We start from the raw sequence: 14,522 nt of genomic DNA, 5'->3' as shown, positions 1-14,522 counted from the left end.
CACCAACACTTCAATCACTCTCTTATTGGAGGTACCAGCGATGCCTACGATCACCACTCCGGACGGCGTAAAGATCTCTATAAGGACTGGGGGACCGGTCAGCCGATCGTCTTCAGCCACGGCTGGCCTCTGTCGGCCGACGACTGGGACGCCCAGATGATGTTTTTCCTTCAGCACGGCTACCGGGTGATCGCCCATGACCGGCGTGGGCACGGTCGGTCCGAGCAAGTCGGCACCGGCAACGACATGGACCACTGGGTCGCCGACCTCGCTGCATTGACCGAACACCTCGGCCTCCGCGACGCGATCCACATCGGGCACTCCACCGGCGGCGGCGAGGTGGCCCGCTACGTCGCTCGCCACCAGGAGCGGGTCGCTAAGGCAGTGCTGGTGGCCTCGTTGACGCCGAACATGGTGAAAACCAACGAGAATCCTGCCGGTCAGCCGAGGGAGTGGTTCGACGCGGTTAAGTCAGGAATGCTTGGCAACCGGTCGGAGTTTTACCGGGCAGTCCCGGAGGGTCCGTTCTACGGATTCAACCGTCCGGGTGCCAAGCCGTCTGAGGCGGTGATCGCCAACTGGTGGCGCCAGGGCATGGCCGGCGGCGCCCTGGCCCATTACGAGACCGTCTCCTCCTGGCTGGAGGACTACACCGAAGATCTGAAGAAGATCACTGTGCCAGTCCTGGTTATGCATGGCGAAGACGACCAGATCGTCCCGTTCGCCAGTGCGGTGCCGCGCGCGGTCGACCTGCTCGCGAACGGTAAGCTGAAGGCATACCCTGGCTTCCCGCATGGCATGCTGACCACCCACGCAGACGTACTCAACCCCGACCTCCTCGCGTTTATCAAATCTTGACGGGACGCCAGCCCGAACTAGAAACAGGCAATTCGAGTGGCGCGCTCCATGGGTGCGGGTGTCGGCCTTTAGCGAGGGGCGGGGAGGGGGAGGCAGGTTTACTATTAACCTGCCGTTTCTGGATGCGTAAAACCCAAGGCGTGAACCTAGTGTCAGGCACGATGTGCCTGACACTTGATTTTTGCCTTGGGTTCTAAGGGGGCTGGGGGCGCTTCAGCGTTAGACTACGCTGCCAGGCGCTGGGCGGCGGCGGCGATGCGCTCGCCGAACAGCTTCGCGGTGGCCAGGTCGCCCTGCGGCACTTCATCCACCGAAGCGTCGGAAGGCGAAGCGGTGGCTAGTCCGGCGAAGGAGGACAGATAGTTGATGTCGTCACGCTTGGCCGCCTTGGCGTTGCTGGGCATCATGCCGGTGCCGGCCCACAGCATGCCGTGCTGCTGCGCCAGGGTGAACATGGTGTACAGCGTGGTTTGCTTGTCGCCAGCCACGGAGGCGGAATTGGTGAAGGCGGCGCCCAGCTTGTCCTTCCAGCCCTGGCTGAACCACACCTTGGACGACTGGTCGGCAAACTTCTTGAACTGCCAGCTCACATTGCCCATATAGGTCGGGCTGCCGAAGATGATGGCCTTGGCGCTGTCCAGCACTTCCCAGCCGCCTTCCGGCAGGTTGCCGTCGGCGTCGATGGCGAGCAGCTTGCCGCCGCTCCCTGCGGCCACTGCCTCGGCCACTTTGGAGGTGTGGCCGTAGCCACTGTGATAAACGATGACGATGTTCGACTTCATGGTGATGTCCTTATTGCGGAAGAAATCAAGGAAGCTCATTCTATTTGGCCTTCGCGGCGGCTGCTTGCGCGCGCAGGGTCGTGACGTTGTCGTAGCCGATGCCCCAGTTGTCGGTTTCCACTTCATCGATGATCACGAAGGTGGTGGCCGGGTTCTTGTTCAGAACGCGCTGCAGCAGTTCGGTGGAGCCTTTGATCAGTTCCAGTTTCTGTTCGGGGGTCACGCCTTCCTTGGTGACGCGGATGTTTACGTATGGCATGGTGAATCTCCTTGATTAGTTTGAAGAGGGATGAGTAAAGGTTTTGTTCACGATTTTCCAGCCATCCTGGCGCTTGGCCAGCGTCAGGTACAGGTGGTAATCGAAGCCCAGCATCGGGGAGTGCAGGCGGACATTTGCGATGTCGCCGAGTACATCCACCGCCAGGGTACGCATGCGGTAGGGTTCGCCCAGCGAGGCCGGGCTCTGGCGCTTGGCTACGCCAGCCATGTAGTCAAAAGCAGTCTTGTGGTAAGGCGCACCGTCGATCACGCCGTAGACCTGGGCAGCCGGATCGAACAGGGTGGCCAGCAGTTCAGTGTCGCCGTTGAAGACGCCGGTGAAGTAGCGGTCAACCAGGTTCATGATTTCAGGGTGAGTAGCCATTTTTGCTTGCTCCTGCGAAGTGTGTTTCGTTGGATTCACTATATGACCGACTCACCCATCAATAAAGATGGAATTGCGCACTTCACTTGCTACCTGATGTAATAAGTGGGGCCTGCGCGCGCGGCGCGGCGATCGAATGCCAGGCGACGAGGGCGCCCAGCAGCAGCAGGCTGGTGGAGATCACGAGGGCCAGCTGAATGCCGTGGATCGCCGTGTCGGGGTCAGACCCCGCAATCAGGGCTCCATAGATGGCCACGCCCATGGCGCCGCCCACCTGGCGCGCGGTATTCAGCACGGCCGAGGCGGTGCCGGCCTGGCTCTTGTCCACGGCTGAAAGAATGGACGTGGTCATCGCGGGCACGGCGAGACCCATGCCGGCAGGGATCAGGGCCAGTCCCGGCAGCATTTCGAGGAAGCTGGCATTGGCGGATACGCCGAACACGCCCAGCAGCGCATAGCCCGCGCCACCAATCAGACCGCCCACGATCATCGGAACGCGCGAGCCCATCTTTCCCTGCAGTTTGCCGCTGGCGATATTCGAGAAGATGAAGGTGCCCGTCAGTGGCAGAAAGATCAGGCCCGCGTGCAGCACAGAAAAGCCGCGCACTTTCTGCAGGTAGAAGCTGAGCACGAAGATGATGCCGTAGTAGGCAAAGTTGACGAAGACGCCAAAAAGCACGGCGCCGGAAAAGCCGATCTGGCGGAACAGGCCAAGCGGCAGCATGGGCGCGGCGCTGCGCTGCTCTACGCGGATGAACAGCGCGCCCGCCACCAGGGCGACCAGCAGCGCGCCCTGCACCAGATGGCTGGACAGGCCCAGTTCATTGAATTCGATCACGGCGCCGATGAAGGCTGTCAGCGCGATAATGGCGAGCACCTGGCCCGGCAGGTCGAAAGTGCGGCCGGGGTCCTTGCCGCGCAGGGCAGGCACCACGCGTAAAGTCAGCCAGAAGCCGATGATGGAGATCGGCACATTGACCCAGAAGATGCTGCGCCAGCCGGAGAAGGACATCAGTACGCCGCCCAGCACCGGGCCGGCCGCGATGGAGACGCCACCGGCCGCCGTCCACAATGCGATGGCCTTGGCCAGCTGGGCGCGGTCATGCGCATACGTGGTGTTCAGGATCGCGAGCGAGCTGGGAACCAGCAGCGCCGCGCCTACGCCCTGGACGGCGCGCGCCAGGTTGAGCGCCAGCACGCTGGGCGCCACGGCACAGGCAAGGGAAGCCATCGCGAACAGAGCGAAACCGCCGAGGAAGACGCGGCGCGAGCCGAAGCGGTCGCCCAGCACGCCGGCAGAGAGCAGGAAGACGGCGAAGCCCAGCGTGTAAGCGTCGACTACCCATTGCAGCTGGCTCACGTCCGCCCCCAGTTCCCGGCCGATTTCCGGAAGGGCCACGTTGACGATGGTGACGTCCAGCTGGACGATGATGAAGGCGAAACTGGTCGCCAATAGGACTGCGAGGGAAGGCTTTTTCATGGTGAACTCCCGATTTCTATTGATAGCACTATAGGGGGTTTCACCTATCAATAAAAATGAATAATAATGAAGGAATCCATCTTCAATGGAGAACGAAATGGAACTTTCCTCCCTGCGCATTTTCAAGACGGTTGCCGAAGAGGGCAGCGTGACCCAGGCTGCGGCACGGCTGCACCGCGTGCAGTCGAACGTGTCGGCGCGCCTGAACCAGCTGGAAGAGTCGCTGGGGGTGACGCTGTTTCACCGCTCCGGGCGGCGCATGCTGATCACACCCGAAGGCACGCGGCTGCTGGAGTATGCCGACCGTCTGCTGGCGTTGGCCGATGAGGCGCAATCCTCGGTGCGCGGCGAGCAGGAGCCTTCGGGGCAACTGCGCATCGGGTCGATGGAAACCACGGCCGCGGCGCGCCTGCCGCGGATACTCGGCGGCTACCACCGCAAGTATCCGCAGGTGGACCTGGTGCTCGATACAGGGCCGACGGATTACCTGGTGCAGGCAGTGCTCAACCATAAGGTGGACGTGGCGCTGGTGGCCGCGCCGATCGAAAGGCCGGAGCTGGAACAGGTGCCGGTGTTTGTCGAAGAATTGGTGCTGCTGACGGATGCTCTGCAGGGGCCGGTCACGCAACCGTCCGACGTGGCGCGGCGCACGCTGCTGGGGTTCCGCAGCGGCTGCTCTTACCGGCGACGGCTGGAGTGGTGGTTTGCCGATGCGGGCATCGCGCCGGCGCGGGTGTCGGAGTTTGGGACGTTTGAGGCCATCATCGGGTGCGTTGCCGCCGGCATGGGCGTGGCCATGATGCCGCGCGAAGTGCTCAGGCAGCGTGGGCTGGGACGGACCGTTCAGTGCCACACCTTGCCGCCGGAGGTGGCCGAAGTGGAAACCTTGCTCGTGTGGCGCCGCGATATTCCGCATCATGCGGCTCGCGATGCGTTTATTGCCAGTTTTGGCGAGAAGCCGGTGGGAGGAGGTGACGTCGTCGTCGACGCACACACGGCGGATCAATGATCCGCCCTACAGCCCTTCGGGCCAAAAAAGGTGATGTTATCGACGGTGCGTAGGGCGGATCATTGATCCGCCGTGTGTGCGTGTCCGCGGCTTAAACCGCACCCTCGAAAATCCGGAAATCCCTCTCCGTCCCCGGCGCAAACATTTCGAGGGTGGCCAGATAAGCCGGATCGTTATAGGCCTCGCGCGCCTTCTGCACATTGTCGAATTCCACGATCACCGACAACAGCGGCATCCCCTGTTCATGTACCACAATATCGTCGCCCGCAAACCCCAGCACCTTCCCGCCATAAGATGCGATGATCGGATTGGCAGCAGCCGCATAGGCCTTCACGGATGCAAAATCCGGAATATTGCGGTAAGCGACGGTCCAGTATCCCTTTTTCATGATTCTTCCTTTCGGTTAGTGAAGTTGGTGAGTCCACTATAGGCCGGCGGACAATAACGATAAACGGGCCGGCGGGCAAAGCACTTGCTACGCCATGTAATCAATCACCATCATGCTCAAATACAGCGCAAAAGCTGTATTACCATCCCCCGCATGACCCGAAAACCGCTCCTCGCCGCGCTGGCCGCCAGCGCCTTCCTCGTGCTGCCCGCATGGGCGGCGGACGTGATCAACCTGTCCGGCACCTGGCGCTTCGCGCTGGACCGCGAAGACCAGGGCGAGAGCCAGCGCTGGTATGGCCGCACGCTCGATGAGCGCATCCAGTTGCCCGGCATCCTGAACGCGCAAGGCTATGGCGACGAGATCAGCACGCAAACGCCGTGGGTGCTCTCCCTGTACGACAAGAGCTGGAGCCTGCGCGAGGATTACAAGGCCTACACCACACCCGGCAAGGTCAAGGTGCCTTTCCTCAGCCAGCCCCCGCGCCACTACCTCGGCGCCGCCTGGTACCAACGTGAGGTCGACGTGCCGGCCGCGTGGAAAGGCAAGCGCGTGCAGCTGTTCATGGAGCGTCCACGCTGGGGATCGACGGTGTGGGTGGACGACCGCCAGATCGGCATCAATCGCAGCCTGGTGGCGGAACACGCCTATGAACTGGGCCAGCTCACGCCGGGCAAGCACCGCATCTCGGTGCGCGTGGACAGCCGCTTGTTGATGAAGTACCGTCCGGATGCGCACAGCGTGTCCGACTCGCTGGGCATGAGCTGGAACGGGATTGTCGGCAAGGTGGAGCTGCGCGCGACCACGCCGGTGTATATCGATGACGCGCAAGTCTATCCGCGCGTTGAAGACCGCTCGGCACTCGTTCGCGTGCGCATCGCCAATGCCGGCGGCCGTGCTGGCGCTGGTGCGCTAACCGCGAATGGAAAGCGTATTCCGGTGACGTGGACGGAGCAGGGCGGCAGCGCCGAATTCCGCGTGCAGTACCCGAAGAACGCGAAAACCTGGGATGAATTCCAGCCCGTGCTGCAGAAGCTCTCCTTGCGCCTTAGCGGCGCGGGAGCGGACGACAAACGCGAACTCTCCTTCGGCTTTGTCGAAATCAAGACCGCGGGCATGGACATTCTCGTCAACGGCCGCCCGACCTTCTGGCGCGGCACCCACCACGGCGGCGACTTCCCGCTGACCGGCTACCCGCCGACCGACGTCGCCTACTGGAAGAAGATCTTCCGCATCAATAAGGACTGGGGCATCAACCACGTGCGATTCCACTCCTTCACGCCACCCGAAGCGGCCTTCCAGGCAGCGGACGAAGTGGGCATCTACCTGCAGCCGGAGCCCGGCATGTGGAATAACTTCTCGGCGCCGGAAAACGAAACGATGCTGTACGAAGAGACGGAGCGCATGATCCGCACTTACGGCAACCACCCGTCCTTCCTGCTGCTTAGTCCCAGCAATGAGCCGTCCGGCCCCTGGAAGCCGATCTTCGACAAATGGATCGCGCATTACCGGTCGGAAGATCCGCGTCGCCTCTACACCAACGGCACCGGCCACACCGAGCCTTCCGTGCCGGATGTGGACAAAGGCACCGACTATCTCGCTATCCAGCGCATCGGACCGAAGCCACTGCGCAACAAGACCGGCTGGTTCGGCCGCGATTACTCGGCCTCGCTGGAGGGCATCACCGTGCCCGTGCTGTCGCATGAAACGGGGCAGTGGGTGGCGTATCCCGACTTCAGCGTGATCGACAAATTCACCGGCTATCTGCGTCCCGGGAATTACGAAATCTTCCGCGATTCGGCTCGCGCCCATGGTGTGCTGGAAAAGAACCGGGAATTCGCGCTGGCATCCGGCCGCTACCAGTACCTGTGCTACAAGGAAGAAATCGAAGCCACCCTGCGCACGCGCGGCATGAGTGGCTACCAGCTGCTTGACCTGCACGATTATCTGGGCCAGGGTACGGCGTTGGTCGGTCTGCTTGATACGTTCTGGGAGCCGAAAGGCTATGCGACGGCCGAAGAATTCAGGCGCTTCAATGGCGAGACCGTGCCGCTGGCGCGCCTGACCCGTGCCACGTGGACCACGCGCGAGACGCTCGACGTGCCGGTCGAAATCGCGCATTACGGCGCTGTGCCTTTGGTTGCGGCCCGTCCTTACTGGCGCGTGCTGGATGCGCAGGGCAGGGCGGTTGCTTCCGGATCGTTTGCCGCCACATCTATCCCGATCGGAAAGAACACGATGCTGGGCCGCATCAACGTGCCGCTGGCGTCTCTGCCTGCACCGGCGCAGTACAAGCTCGAAGTCGGACTCGAAGGCGGTCGCGTGAGCAATGACTGGACGTTCTGGCTTTATCCCTCCGAAGTGGCTGAATCTGTACCGCCGTCAGTCCTGGTCACGCACTCCTGGGACGAAGCCGAGCAGCGCTTGTCTGCCGGCGGCACGGTGCTCTACATGCCGCACAAGGCGGACCTCGACTGGACCTCGCCGCCGCTGGCCGACGTCCCCGTGTTCTGGAATCGCCTGATGAACCCGGGCTGGGGGCGCATGCTCGGGCTTTGGATCGACCGCAGACATCCAGCGCTGGCGGGCTTCCCGAGCGAATCCAATTTCACCTGGCAGTGGACCGAGCTGGCGGCCGGCGCGCGGGCCGTGAACCTCGACCGCCTGCCGCGCGGCCTGCAGCCCATCGTGCAACCGATCGACGACTGGAACCGCAACTACAAACTGGGCATGCTGTTCGAAGCGCGGGTGGGCAATGGGCGCCTGATGGTGTCCACCGCCGACCTGGAAAACAAACTGGACGAGCGCGTGGTGGCGCGCCAGTTGCGCAAGTCAGTGCTCGACTACATGGCAAGCGCCGCGTTCCAGCCCTCCGTGCAGGTGGCGCCGTCCGAGTTCCGCGCTTCCCTGTTCGATACGCGCGTGATGAAGAAGCTGGGCGCCAAAGCCAGTGGCTGGCCGGATGCGGCCAACACCATCGATGGCGATCCGAATACCTACTCGCTGGTGAAGGCCGCCGATCCTCGTCCCCAGCCCGAGCTGAATATCGAGTTCGCGCGCTCCGTGCCGTTTGCGGGGCTGGTCCTGATGCCGCGCCAGAACCACCGCGACCACGAAGGCGACGTGCGCGAGTGGCTGGTGCAAGTCAGCGGCGACGGCCAGCAATGGCGCGAAGCCGCGCGCGCCACGTTGGGCTCCACTTTCGACCCGCAAACCATCCGCTTCGCGCAGCCCGTCACCGCGCGCCACCTGCGCCTGACGTCGCTCTCCGGCTTCGGTGCCGACCGCAGCAGCGCCCTGGCCGACGTGGCGGTGCTCTACACCGGCCCCGCACTCCCCGAAGACACCAGCGCCCTCGAATACAAGCGCTCCCGCTCCTCCTCTCCCGACGTCGACGAAGCCGGCATGGACGACCGCCGCCCCGCCAAACGCTAACCCAATTCGGGGTCAGCTCTGTCATTCGGACAGCTAGCGCTAACGTTTGAGATAGATCAATACGCGAAAATGGCCGAAATCGCGTATTGAGAAAGATCAAAGAGCGTGCGCGCGTGTCCGAATGACAGAGCTGACCCCGAATTTAGGCCGCGGGTTTAGGCGGCGGTGGTTACGCGGTCGCGGCCTTCGCGCTTGGAGGCGTAGAGGGCGGTGTCGGCGCGCTCGATGAGGGTGCGCAGGGATTCGCCGTGGCGGTGCTCGGTCACGCCGACGCTCACCGTGACGGAGAGCCCGGCCAGCTCGCCTTCAAACTGCAGCGCGGCGCAGGCGTTGCGCATGCGCTCGGCGAAGACGGCGCAGGCGGATTGTCCGACGCCGGCCAGGAAGATGAGGAATTCGTCGCCGCCCAGGCGAACCGGCACGTCCACCTTGCGCATCTGGCCAAGGAAGAGGCTTGCCACGCGCTGCAGGACGGTGTCGCCGGCCAGGTGGCCATACGTGTCGTTGATGGCCTTGAAATTGTCGATGTCGAAAGCCAGCACGCCCAGCTTGTCGGAGTCGCTGCGCTCGTGCAACTCGATCATGCGCGTGACGGTATCTTCCATGTAGTAGCGCGTGAACATATTGGTCAGTGGGTCGCGTACTGCAAGCTGGTAGTACTTGCTGCGGTCCTGCTGCAGGGCCGCGTTGCCGTCCAGCGCCATGCGCAGGTCGGAGAGCGCCGTCAGCAGTTCGTTGTTTTTCGATTCCAGCTGGTCCTTGTAGCGCTTTTCGGTGGTGACGTCCTGATAGATAGTGACGAAGCCGACGGGGTCTCCGCCGGGGCCAGCGATGGGACGGCCCATGATTTCCAGGACGACGCCGTCGGCGCGCGTGCGCACGAAGTGGTGCGGTTCGAATTTCAGCGCGAGGGCGATGCGCTGGTTGACTTGTTGTTCGGTGTCGCCGGGACCGTAGTCGCCGCGGCGGGCTATGTAGCGGAACAGGTCTGCCATCGGCACGCCGGGACGCATCAGTTCAGCCGGGAAGTCCTGCACTGCGCAGAAGGCGCGGTTCCAGAAGCGTACCGAGAGCTGGCGGTCGATCAGCGTTATGCCTACGGGGACATACTGTAGTGCTGATGCCAGTTCGGGAGCACCCAGGCTCCCGGAGTCGTCGTGCGTGGAGTTCATGGCGCCCTTCGATAGCAGGTGGAACGAACTGGACGGCTTGGTTCAATTCTAGCATCGGAGGTGGGGTTTTTTGTCAACATGACGCAAACACGGCGGATCAATGATCCGCCCTACGCGTCGGTGGGTAACCACCGAACCGTTGGAACGTACGGTGGATCGATGGCGCGAAGGGCCGTGTGGCGGATCTGGCCCCGCAGGGCTGTAGGGCGGATCATTGATCCGCCGTGAGCAGTGTTGGCTTAAACCGACGTGATGGGGAGTGCGCGGCGGCGGGCGCCAGTAGCGTTGGCGAGGGCGTTGGCGATGGCGGGGGCAAGGGGCGGGACGCCGGGCTCGCCAATGCCGGTCGGCGCTTCGGCCGAGGGCACGATGTGGACTTCGACCACCGGCATCTCCGTAATGCGGATCGGCTGATAATCGTGGAAGTTGGACTGGTCCACCTGCCCATCGGTCAGCGTAATCGCACCATGTAGCACGGCGGACAGCGCATAGCCAATCCCGCCTTCGATCTGTGCCTTCACCACATCCGGATTGACCACTATACCGCAATCCACCGCGCATACAACACGGTCAACACGATAGCTGCCATCCGCCTTCACCGTCACCTCGGCCACCTGCGCAACAAAGGTGCCGAATGCCTTGTGCACAGCCACGCCGTGCCCGCGACGCTCGCCGGAGATCGTGGAAGCGCGCAGCGGTTGCCCCCAGCCGGCTTTGTCGGCAGCCAGTTTCAGCACGCCCGCATGGCGCGGCTGCTTCTCCAGCATGGCCAAACGCCACGCTACCGGGTCCTTGCCCGCGGCAGCGGCCAGTTCGTCGATGAAAGCCTCGGTGGAGAAAGCGGTGTGAGTCGAACCCACGGAGCGCCACCACTGCACCGGCACGCCGATATCGGTCGGCGTATGCAGCTCGACCTGCACGTTCGGAATCGCATACGGCAGGTTGGAGGCGCCTTCCACCGAAGTATCGTCAATGCCATCCTTCACCCGCGCGGCAAACGGCGAATTGGCGAGAATGGATTGGCCCACCAGCCGGTGTTTCCAGCCGGTGAGATTGCCCTGCGCGTCGAGCGACGCCCACAGGCGGTGATGGAACATGGGACGATAATAGCCGCCGCGCATATCATCCTCGCGCGTCCATACCAGCTTGACCGGCGCCCGGCCGCCGATGGCTTTGACGATCTGCGCGGCTTCGAGGATGTAGTCCGAATCCTTGGCGGCGCGGCGGCCAAAGCTGCCGCCCGCGTAAAGGGTGTTGATGCGTACATTCTCCGGCGCGAGGCCGAAGAATTCAGCCAGGCGCGCCTGGTCCACGGTCTGTAATTGCTCGCCGTTCCAGACAGTGCAGCCTTCCTTGTCCAGCCGGATTACGCAGTTCAGCGGCTCCATTGACGCATGCGCAAGGAAGGGGAAATCATAGCTTGCTTCCAGCACCTTAGCGCCACCGGCGATCGCGCCATCCGCATCGCCGTTGCGGACGGCCGGCATGCCAGGTGTCTTCGCCAGCTCGCGGTAGCGAGACATGATTTCGGCGGACCCCAGCTTGAAAGCCGCGCTTTCGTCCCATTCGACGGCGAGCGCATCGCGGGCCTTGCGCGCTGTCCATGTGTCCCTCGCCAGCACGGCCATGCCGGACGGAATCTGCACCACGTCCACCACGCCCTTGATGGCCTTGGCCTTCGAGGCATCGAAGGATTTTACTTTCGCGCCAAAACGAGGAGGGTGGGCGACAACCGCGGTCAGCATGCCGGGCAGGTGCACGTCCTGCGTGAAGACGGCTTTGCCGGTGGTCTTGGCCTGGCTGTCGCGCCGCGGAATGTGCTTGCCGATCAGGCGGAAGTCTTTCGGGTCTTTCAGCTTTACGTCCACCGGCGGCGTTTCGGCGGCAGCGGCATGCGCGAGCTGGCCGAACGTCGCCTTGCGGCCGGAAGCCTTGTGCAGCACCACGCCGTTGTCGACGGTGATCTGCGCCGCGGGCACTTTCCACTGGCGCGCGGCGGCGGCAACCAGCATGGCGCGGGCCGAGGCGCCCGCCGTGCGCAGCTGCTTCCAGGAGTTGGCGATGGCCGAGCTGCCGCCCGTGCCTTGCGCGCCCCAGTTCAGGTTTGCGTAGCGCTTGTTGTCGGCTGGCGCGGATTCGACGTGCACGCGCGACCAGTCGGCGTCCAGCTCTTCGGCCACGATGGTGGCGAGGCCGGTGTAGGCACCCTGGCCCATTTCGAGGTGCTTGGAAGTCACCGTCACGATGCCATCCTCGCCGATGCGCAGGAAGGCATTTGGTTCGAAGGACGCGGTGGCGCCTTGCGCGGACGGCGCGGCCAGGGCGCCCGGGAGATAGATGGCCAGCGTGAGGCCGGCGGCATTATGGAAGAAGCGGCGGCGGCTTACGTTTTCGATCGTCATGGCTTGTTCCTCATCAGGCCAGCGATCTGGCGGCTTCATGGATGGCGGCGCGGATGCGCACATAGGTCGCGCAGCGGCAGATATTGCCGGCCATGGCGCCGTCGATGTCGGCATCGGTGGGTTTGCGGTTTTTCTCCAGCAGGGCCACGGCGCTCATGATCTGGCCGGACTGACAGTAGCCGCACTGCACCACGTCCAGGCGCTGCCAGGCTTCCTGCATGGCCTTGCCGACACGGGCCTTGTCCACGCCTTCGATGGTGGTGATGCGCTTGCCGGCCACGGCGGAGATGGGCGTGCTGCAGGAACGGATCGGCTCACCGTCCATGTGCACGGTGCAGGCGCCGCAGAGCGCCATGCCGCAGCCGTATTTGGTGCCGGTCATCTGCAGTTCGTCGCGCAGGACCCACAGCAGAGGGGTGTCTGGATCGGCATCCACCTTGGTGGCTTTGCCGTTGATGGTCAACGTGGTCATGCTTGCTCCCGGGTTTATCGCAAAACGGAGCAATTTTATGCAGGCCCCGGGAGCTGGGTTTGCCAATTCCCATCAAATGATTGCCTGAATCTATATCCGACTGCGCCTTCGTGCCACGCCACCGACCAGTCCCAGCCCGGCGGCCAGCATGGCGTAGTTTCCGGGCTCCGGAACGCTGCTGACGAACTGGAAGGTCGAGGGCCAGAGCATTACCCGCGCCGCTTCCTCTCCGCCTTCATAATCCTTAAGGTAAATATCCGCCGTGTAGAGATCACCCTGCGTGAGCGTGCGCGGGACCGTCATGTCAGTGAGGTCGCCCAGCGGTTTGTTCCATCCCAGCAGGAGCGTGACTTGGTGGTAGGCGCCTGAATAGGTATCCAGGTATGCGGTCAGGTACATATAGTCGCTGTAGCCCCACAAGGGCACGGAACCTGTACCGTGATACCAGCCGAAGCGGGCCGGACGCGCGCTTCCGAAGTCAAAGCTGCCATTGTCGGATGTGATGGCGTAGCGGCCGCTCCCGTTGGCGACTTTTCCATCATGGTGTCGGCCCACGCAAGCAGGGGCAACAAAGGGAAAAGCAGGGTAAGCAGTCTGGAGTGCATGGGGGCACCTCCTGTAGGTGAACCGCCACGTTAGCACGATGCAGGTGGCGCACGATTCAGAAGGTCGCAGACTGGATGAAATCGCAACGGATGGCTGCCGTGCAATTGAGGGGTTTAGAATAGCGGCTTCAGCTTCCTTAGGAGCCCGCCATGTCTGTCGATATGCTGAAGTCCCTGTTCGCTTTCAAGCGCTGGTCAGACAAGGAGCTGTTCGATACGCTGGCCGGTCTGCCGGCGACCGCTGAGCTGACGCCGATGCTGCGCAGTCTGGGGCATATCTATGTGACCGACCGCATCTTCCGCGCCCACCTCACGGGCGAGCCGCATGCTTTCACTTCGCCGCACCTGCAGGAGATTCCCGCGCTGGCGGAGCTGCGCCGCGAGGTGGAGGAGACGGACGAGTGGTACCTGCAATACGTGTCCGCCCTGAAGCCGGAGCAGCTGGAGGAAAAGATCCACTTCCGCTTCACGGATGGCGACACGGGCACGATGTCGCGTGAAGAGATCCTGCAGCACATCACAACGCATGGCTGCTATCACCGCGGCAATGTGGGACAGATGCTGCGCGACCGGGGCGTACCCCCGCCGCGCGACCTGTTCACCCGCTTCCTGCACCAGATGGAGCCTGCACGGCGCGGTTGACGGGTCAGGCGGCGGCGCCCGCCGGCACTGCGCGGCGCCGTGCGCGTACCTGCAGCCATGCCACTACTAGGAAGCCGAGGAAGAGCAGGCCGGCGGCGGCCTGGAGCCAGGGCTCGTCCGGGCTGGACGCCAGCGGCGCGCCGAGCGGCAGCCGCAGCGAAGTCTCGGTGATGCCCGGAATAAGGTGGAAGTAGAAAGTGAGGGACAGGGCCACCGTCTCCACGGCGCCCGAGCGCGCGCCGAACTTGCAGCTTGCCCCGGCCCAGGCTACGCCCAGCACCAGCAAGGTCACGACGCCCAGCGCATGCGCTTCATTGAAGCCGCCCCGGTTGAAGACGCCGAAGCCGGTGAGGGCGGTGATGGCCGTGGCCCAGATATAAAGCTTGCCGGTTACGCTGTTCCAGGCGATCGCGCCGGAGCGGAAAAGGGACGTGATGCCTGCCGCAAGTGCTATCAGGCTGATAGCGGTGTGCACGGCGCCGAGGGGGCTGAGTCCTAGCATGATGTTCTCCATGGTGGGAAGCGCCGGCCAGTCCGGCGCGCATGGAAATCATGTTAGTCGTCATCTTTCGCTGGCAGAAGGCCGAAATCCGCAATGATGTATTGCAGTTTTGCAGAGGGGCCGTGGACGCTC

Annotated in this window: 12 protein-coding genes and 2 pseudogenes; 4 read left to right on the top strand and 10 right to left on the bottom strand. The window is 63.3% G+C overall.

Annotated elements, in window-relative coordinates:
• Positions 1 to 40: 40 nt before the first annotated feature.
• Positions 41 to 858: pseudogene (locus tag ACHMW6_RS21150) on the top strand (alpha/beta fold hydrolase).
• Between the two features lie 224 nt (positions 859 to 1,082).
• On the opposite strand, the gene ACHMW6_RS21145 reads toward ACHMW6_RS21150, so the two are convergent.
• The 4 genes from ACHMW6_RS21145 to ACHMW6_RS21130 form a co-directional block, all read right to left on the bottom strand.
• Complete coding sequence (locus tag ACHMW6_RS21145) at positions 1,083 to 1,679, bottom strand: flavodoxin family protein (protein WP_395399636.1); 597 nt, start codon at positions 1,677 to 1,679, stop codon at positions 1,083 to 1,085.
• Position 1,680: 1 nt separating this feature from the next.
• Entirely contained in the window at positions 1,681 to 1,899 is a 219-nt protein-coding gene (locus ACHMW6_RS21140) for a 4-oxalocrotonate tautomerase family protein (protein ID WP_395399634.1), read from the bottom strand.
• A gap of 15 nt (positions 1,900 to 1,914) precedes the next feature.
• On the bottom strand, positions 1,915 to 2,283 hold the full coding sequence (locus ACHMW6_RS21135) for a nuclear transport factor 2 family protein (protein WP_395399632.1): 369 nt from the start codon (positions 2,281 to 2,283) through the stop codon (positions 1,915 to 1,917).
• Positions 2,284 to 2,365: 82 nt separating this feature from the next.
• Positions 2,366 to 3,763 (bottom strand): MFS transporter, encoded by a 1,398-nt coding sequence (locus ACHMW6_RS21130; protein ID WP_395399630.1) that lies wholly within the window; start codon positions 3,761 to 3,763, stop codon positions 2,366 to 2,368.
• Between the two features lie 97 nt (positions 3,764 to 3,860).
• Between ACHMW6_RS21130 and ACHMW6_RS21125 the strand changes: the two genes are divergently transcribed.
• Positions 3,861 to 4,772, top strand: a complete 912-nt coding sequence (locus ACHMW6_RS21125) for a LysR substrate-binding domain-containing protein (protein WP_395399628.1) — start codon at positions 3,861 to 3,863, stop codon at positions 4,770 to 4,772.
• Positions 4,773 to 4,863: 91 nt separating this feature from the next.
• Here the strand turns inward: ACHMW6_RS21125 and ACHMW6_RS21120 are convergent, their stop codons facing one another.
• Positions 4,864 to 5,160 (bottom strand): DUF1330 domain-containing protein, encoded by a 297-nt coding sequence (locus ACHMW6_RS21120; RefSeq protein ID WP_395399626.1) that lies wholly within the window; start codon positions 5,158 to 5,160, stop codon positions 4,864 to 4,866.
• A 153-nt stretch (positions 5,161 to 5,313) separates the two neighbouring features.
• On the opposite strand from ACHMW6_RS21120, the gene ACHMW6_RS21115 reads away from it, so the two are divergent.
• Positions 5,314 to 8,595, top strand: a complete 3,282-nt coding sequence (locus ACHMW6_RS21115) for a sugar-binding domain-containing protein (protein ID WP_395399624.1) — start codon at positions 5,314 to 5,316, stop codon at positions 8,593 to 8,595.
• Between the two features lie 155 nt (positions 8,596 to 8,750).
• On the opposite strand, the gene ACHMW6_RS21110 is transcribed toward ACHMW6_RS21115, so the two are convergent.
• From ACHMW6_RS21110 to ACHMW6_RS21095, 4 genes and pseudogenes are all read right to left on the bottom strand, one after another.
• Positions 8,751 to 9,767, bottom strand: a complete 1,017-nt coding sequence (locus tag ACHMW6_RS21110) for a diguanylate cyclase (protein ID WP_395399622.1) — start codon at positions 9,765 to 9,767, stop codon at positions 8,751 to 8,753.
• A 239-nt stretch (positions 9,768 to 10,006) separates the two neighbouring features.
• Entirely contained in the window at positions 10,007 to 12,169 is a 2,163-nt protein-coding gene (locus ACHMW6_RS21105; RefSeq protein ID WP_395399620.1) for a molybdopterin cofactor-binding domain-containing protein, read from the bottom strand.
• Positions 12,170 to 12,182: 13 nt separating this feature from the next.
• Complete coding sequence (locus tag ACHMW6_RS21100) at positions 12,183 to 12,641, bottom strand: (2Fe-2S)-binding protein (RefSeq protein WP_395399618.1); 459 nt, start codon at positions 12,639 to 12,641, stop codon at positions 12,183 to 12,185.
• A 90-nt stretch (positions 12,642 to 12,731) separates the two neighbouring features.
• Positions 12,732 to 12,821: pseudogene (locus tag ACHMW6_RS21095) on the bottom strand (PEPxxWA-CTERM sorting domain-containing protein); the annotation flags it as partial.
• Positions 12,822 to 13,396: 575 nt separating this feature from the next.
• On the opposite strand from ACHMW6_RS21095, the gene ACHMW6_RS21090 reads away from it, so the two are divergent.
• A complete protein-coding gene (locus ACHMW6_RS21090) occupies positions 13,397 to 13,888 on the top strand; it encodes a DinB family protein (RefSeq protein ID WP_395399616.1) in 492 nt (163 codons plus the stop codon).
• Positions 13,889 to 13,892: 4 nt separating this feature from the next.
• Here the strand turns inward: ACHMW6_RS21090 and ACHMW6_RS21085 are convergent, their stop codons facing one another.
• Entirely contained in the window at positions 13,893 to 14,390 is a 498-nt protein-coding gene (locus ACHMW6_RS21085; protein ID WP_395399614.1) for a hypothetical protein, read from the bottom strand.
• Positions 14,391 to 14,522 lie beyond the last annotated feature (132 nt).

Origin of the sequence: Pseudoduganella sp. UC29_106 (genome assembly GCF_044055365.1) — a bacterium.
GTDB lineage: Bacteria > Pseudomonadota > Gammaproteobacteria > Burkholderiales > Burkholderiaceae_D > Rugamonas.
Note: the sequence above shows the minus strand (reverse complement) of the source record. Positions and strands in the feature narration are given on the sequence as shown.

Coding starts and splice junctions, on each gene's coding strand:
- ACHMW6_RS21145 (WP_395399636.1), bottom strand. CDS start 1,679: ATGAGCTTCCTTGATTTCTTCCGCAATAAGGACATCACCATGAAGTCG.
- ACHMW6_RS21140 (WP_395399634.1), bottom strand. CDS start 1,899: ATGCCATACGTAAACATCCGCGTCACCAAGGAAGGCGTGACCCCCGAA.
- ACHMW6_RS21135 (WP_395399632.1), bottom strand. CDS start 2,283: ATGGCTACTCACCCTGAAATCATGAACCTGGTTGACCGCTACTTCACC.
- ACHMW6_RS21130 (WP_395399630.1), bottom strand. CDS start 3,763: ATGAAAAAGCCTTCCCTCGCAGTCCTATTGGCGACCAGTTTCGCCTTC.
- ACHMW6_RS21125 (WP_395399628.1), top strand. CDS start 3,861: ATGGAACTTTCCTCCCTGCGCATTTTCAAGACGGTTGCCGAAGAGGGC.
- ACHMW6_RS21120 (WP_395399626.1), bottom strand. CDS start 5,160: ATGAAAAAGGGATACTGGACCGTCGCTTACCGCAATATTCCGGATTTT.
- ACHMW6_RS21115 (WP_395399624.1), top strand. CDS start 5,314: ATGACCCGAAAACCGCTCCTCGCCGCGCTGGCCGCCAGCGCCTTCCTC.
- ACHMW6_RS21110 (WP_395399622.1), bottom strand. CDS start 9,767: ATGAACTCCACGCACGACGACTCCGGGAGCCTGGGTGCTCCCGAACTG.
- ACHMW6_RS21105 (WP_395399620.1), bottom strand. CDS start 12,169: ATGACGATCGAAAACGTAAGCCGCCGCCGCTTCTTCCATAATGCCGCC.
- ACHMW6_RS21100 (WP_395399618.1), bottom strand. CDS start 12,641: ATGACCACGTTGACCATCAACGGCAAAGCCACCAAGGTGGATGCCGAT.
- ACHMW6_RS21090 (WP_395399616.1), top strand. CDS start 13,397: ATGTCTGTCGATATGCTGAAGTCCCTGTTCGCTTTCAAGCGCTGGTCA.
- ACHMW6_RS21085 (WP_395399614.1), bottom strand. CDS start 14,390: ATGCTAGGACTCAGCCCCCTCGGCGCCGTGCACACCGCTATCAGCCTG.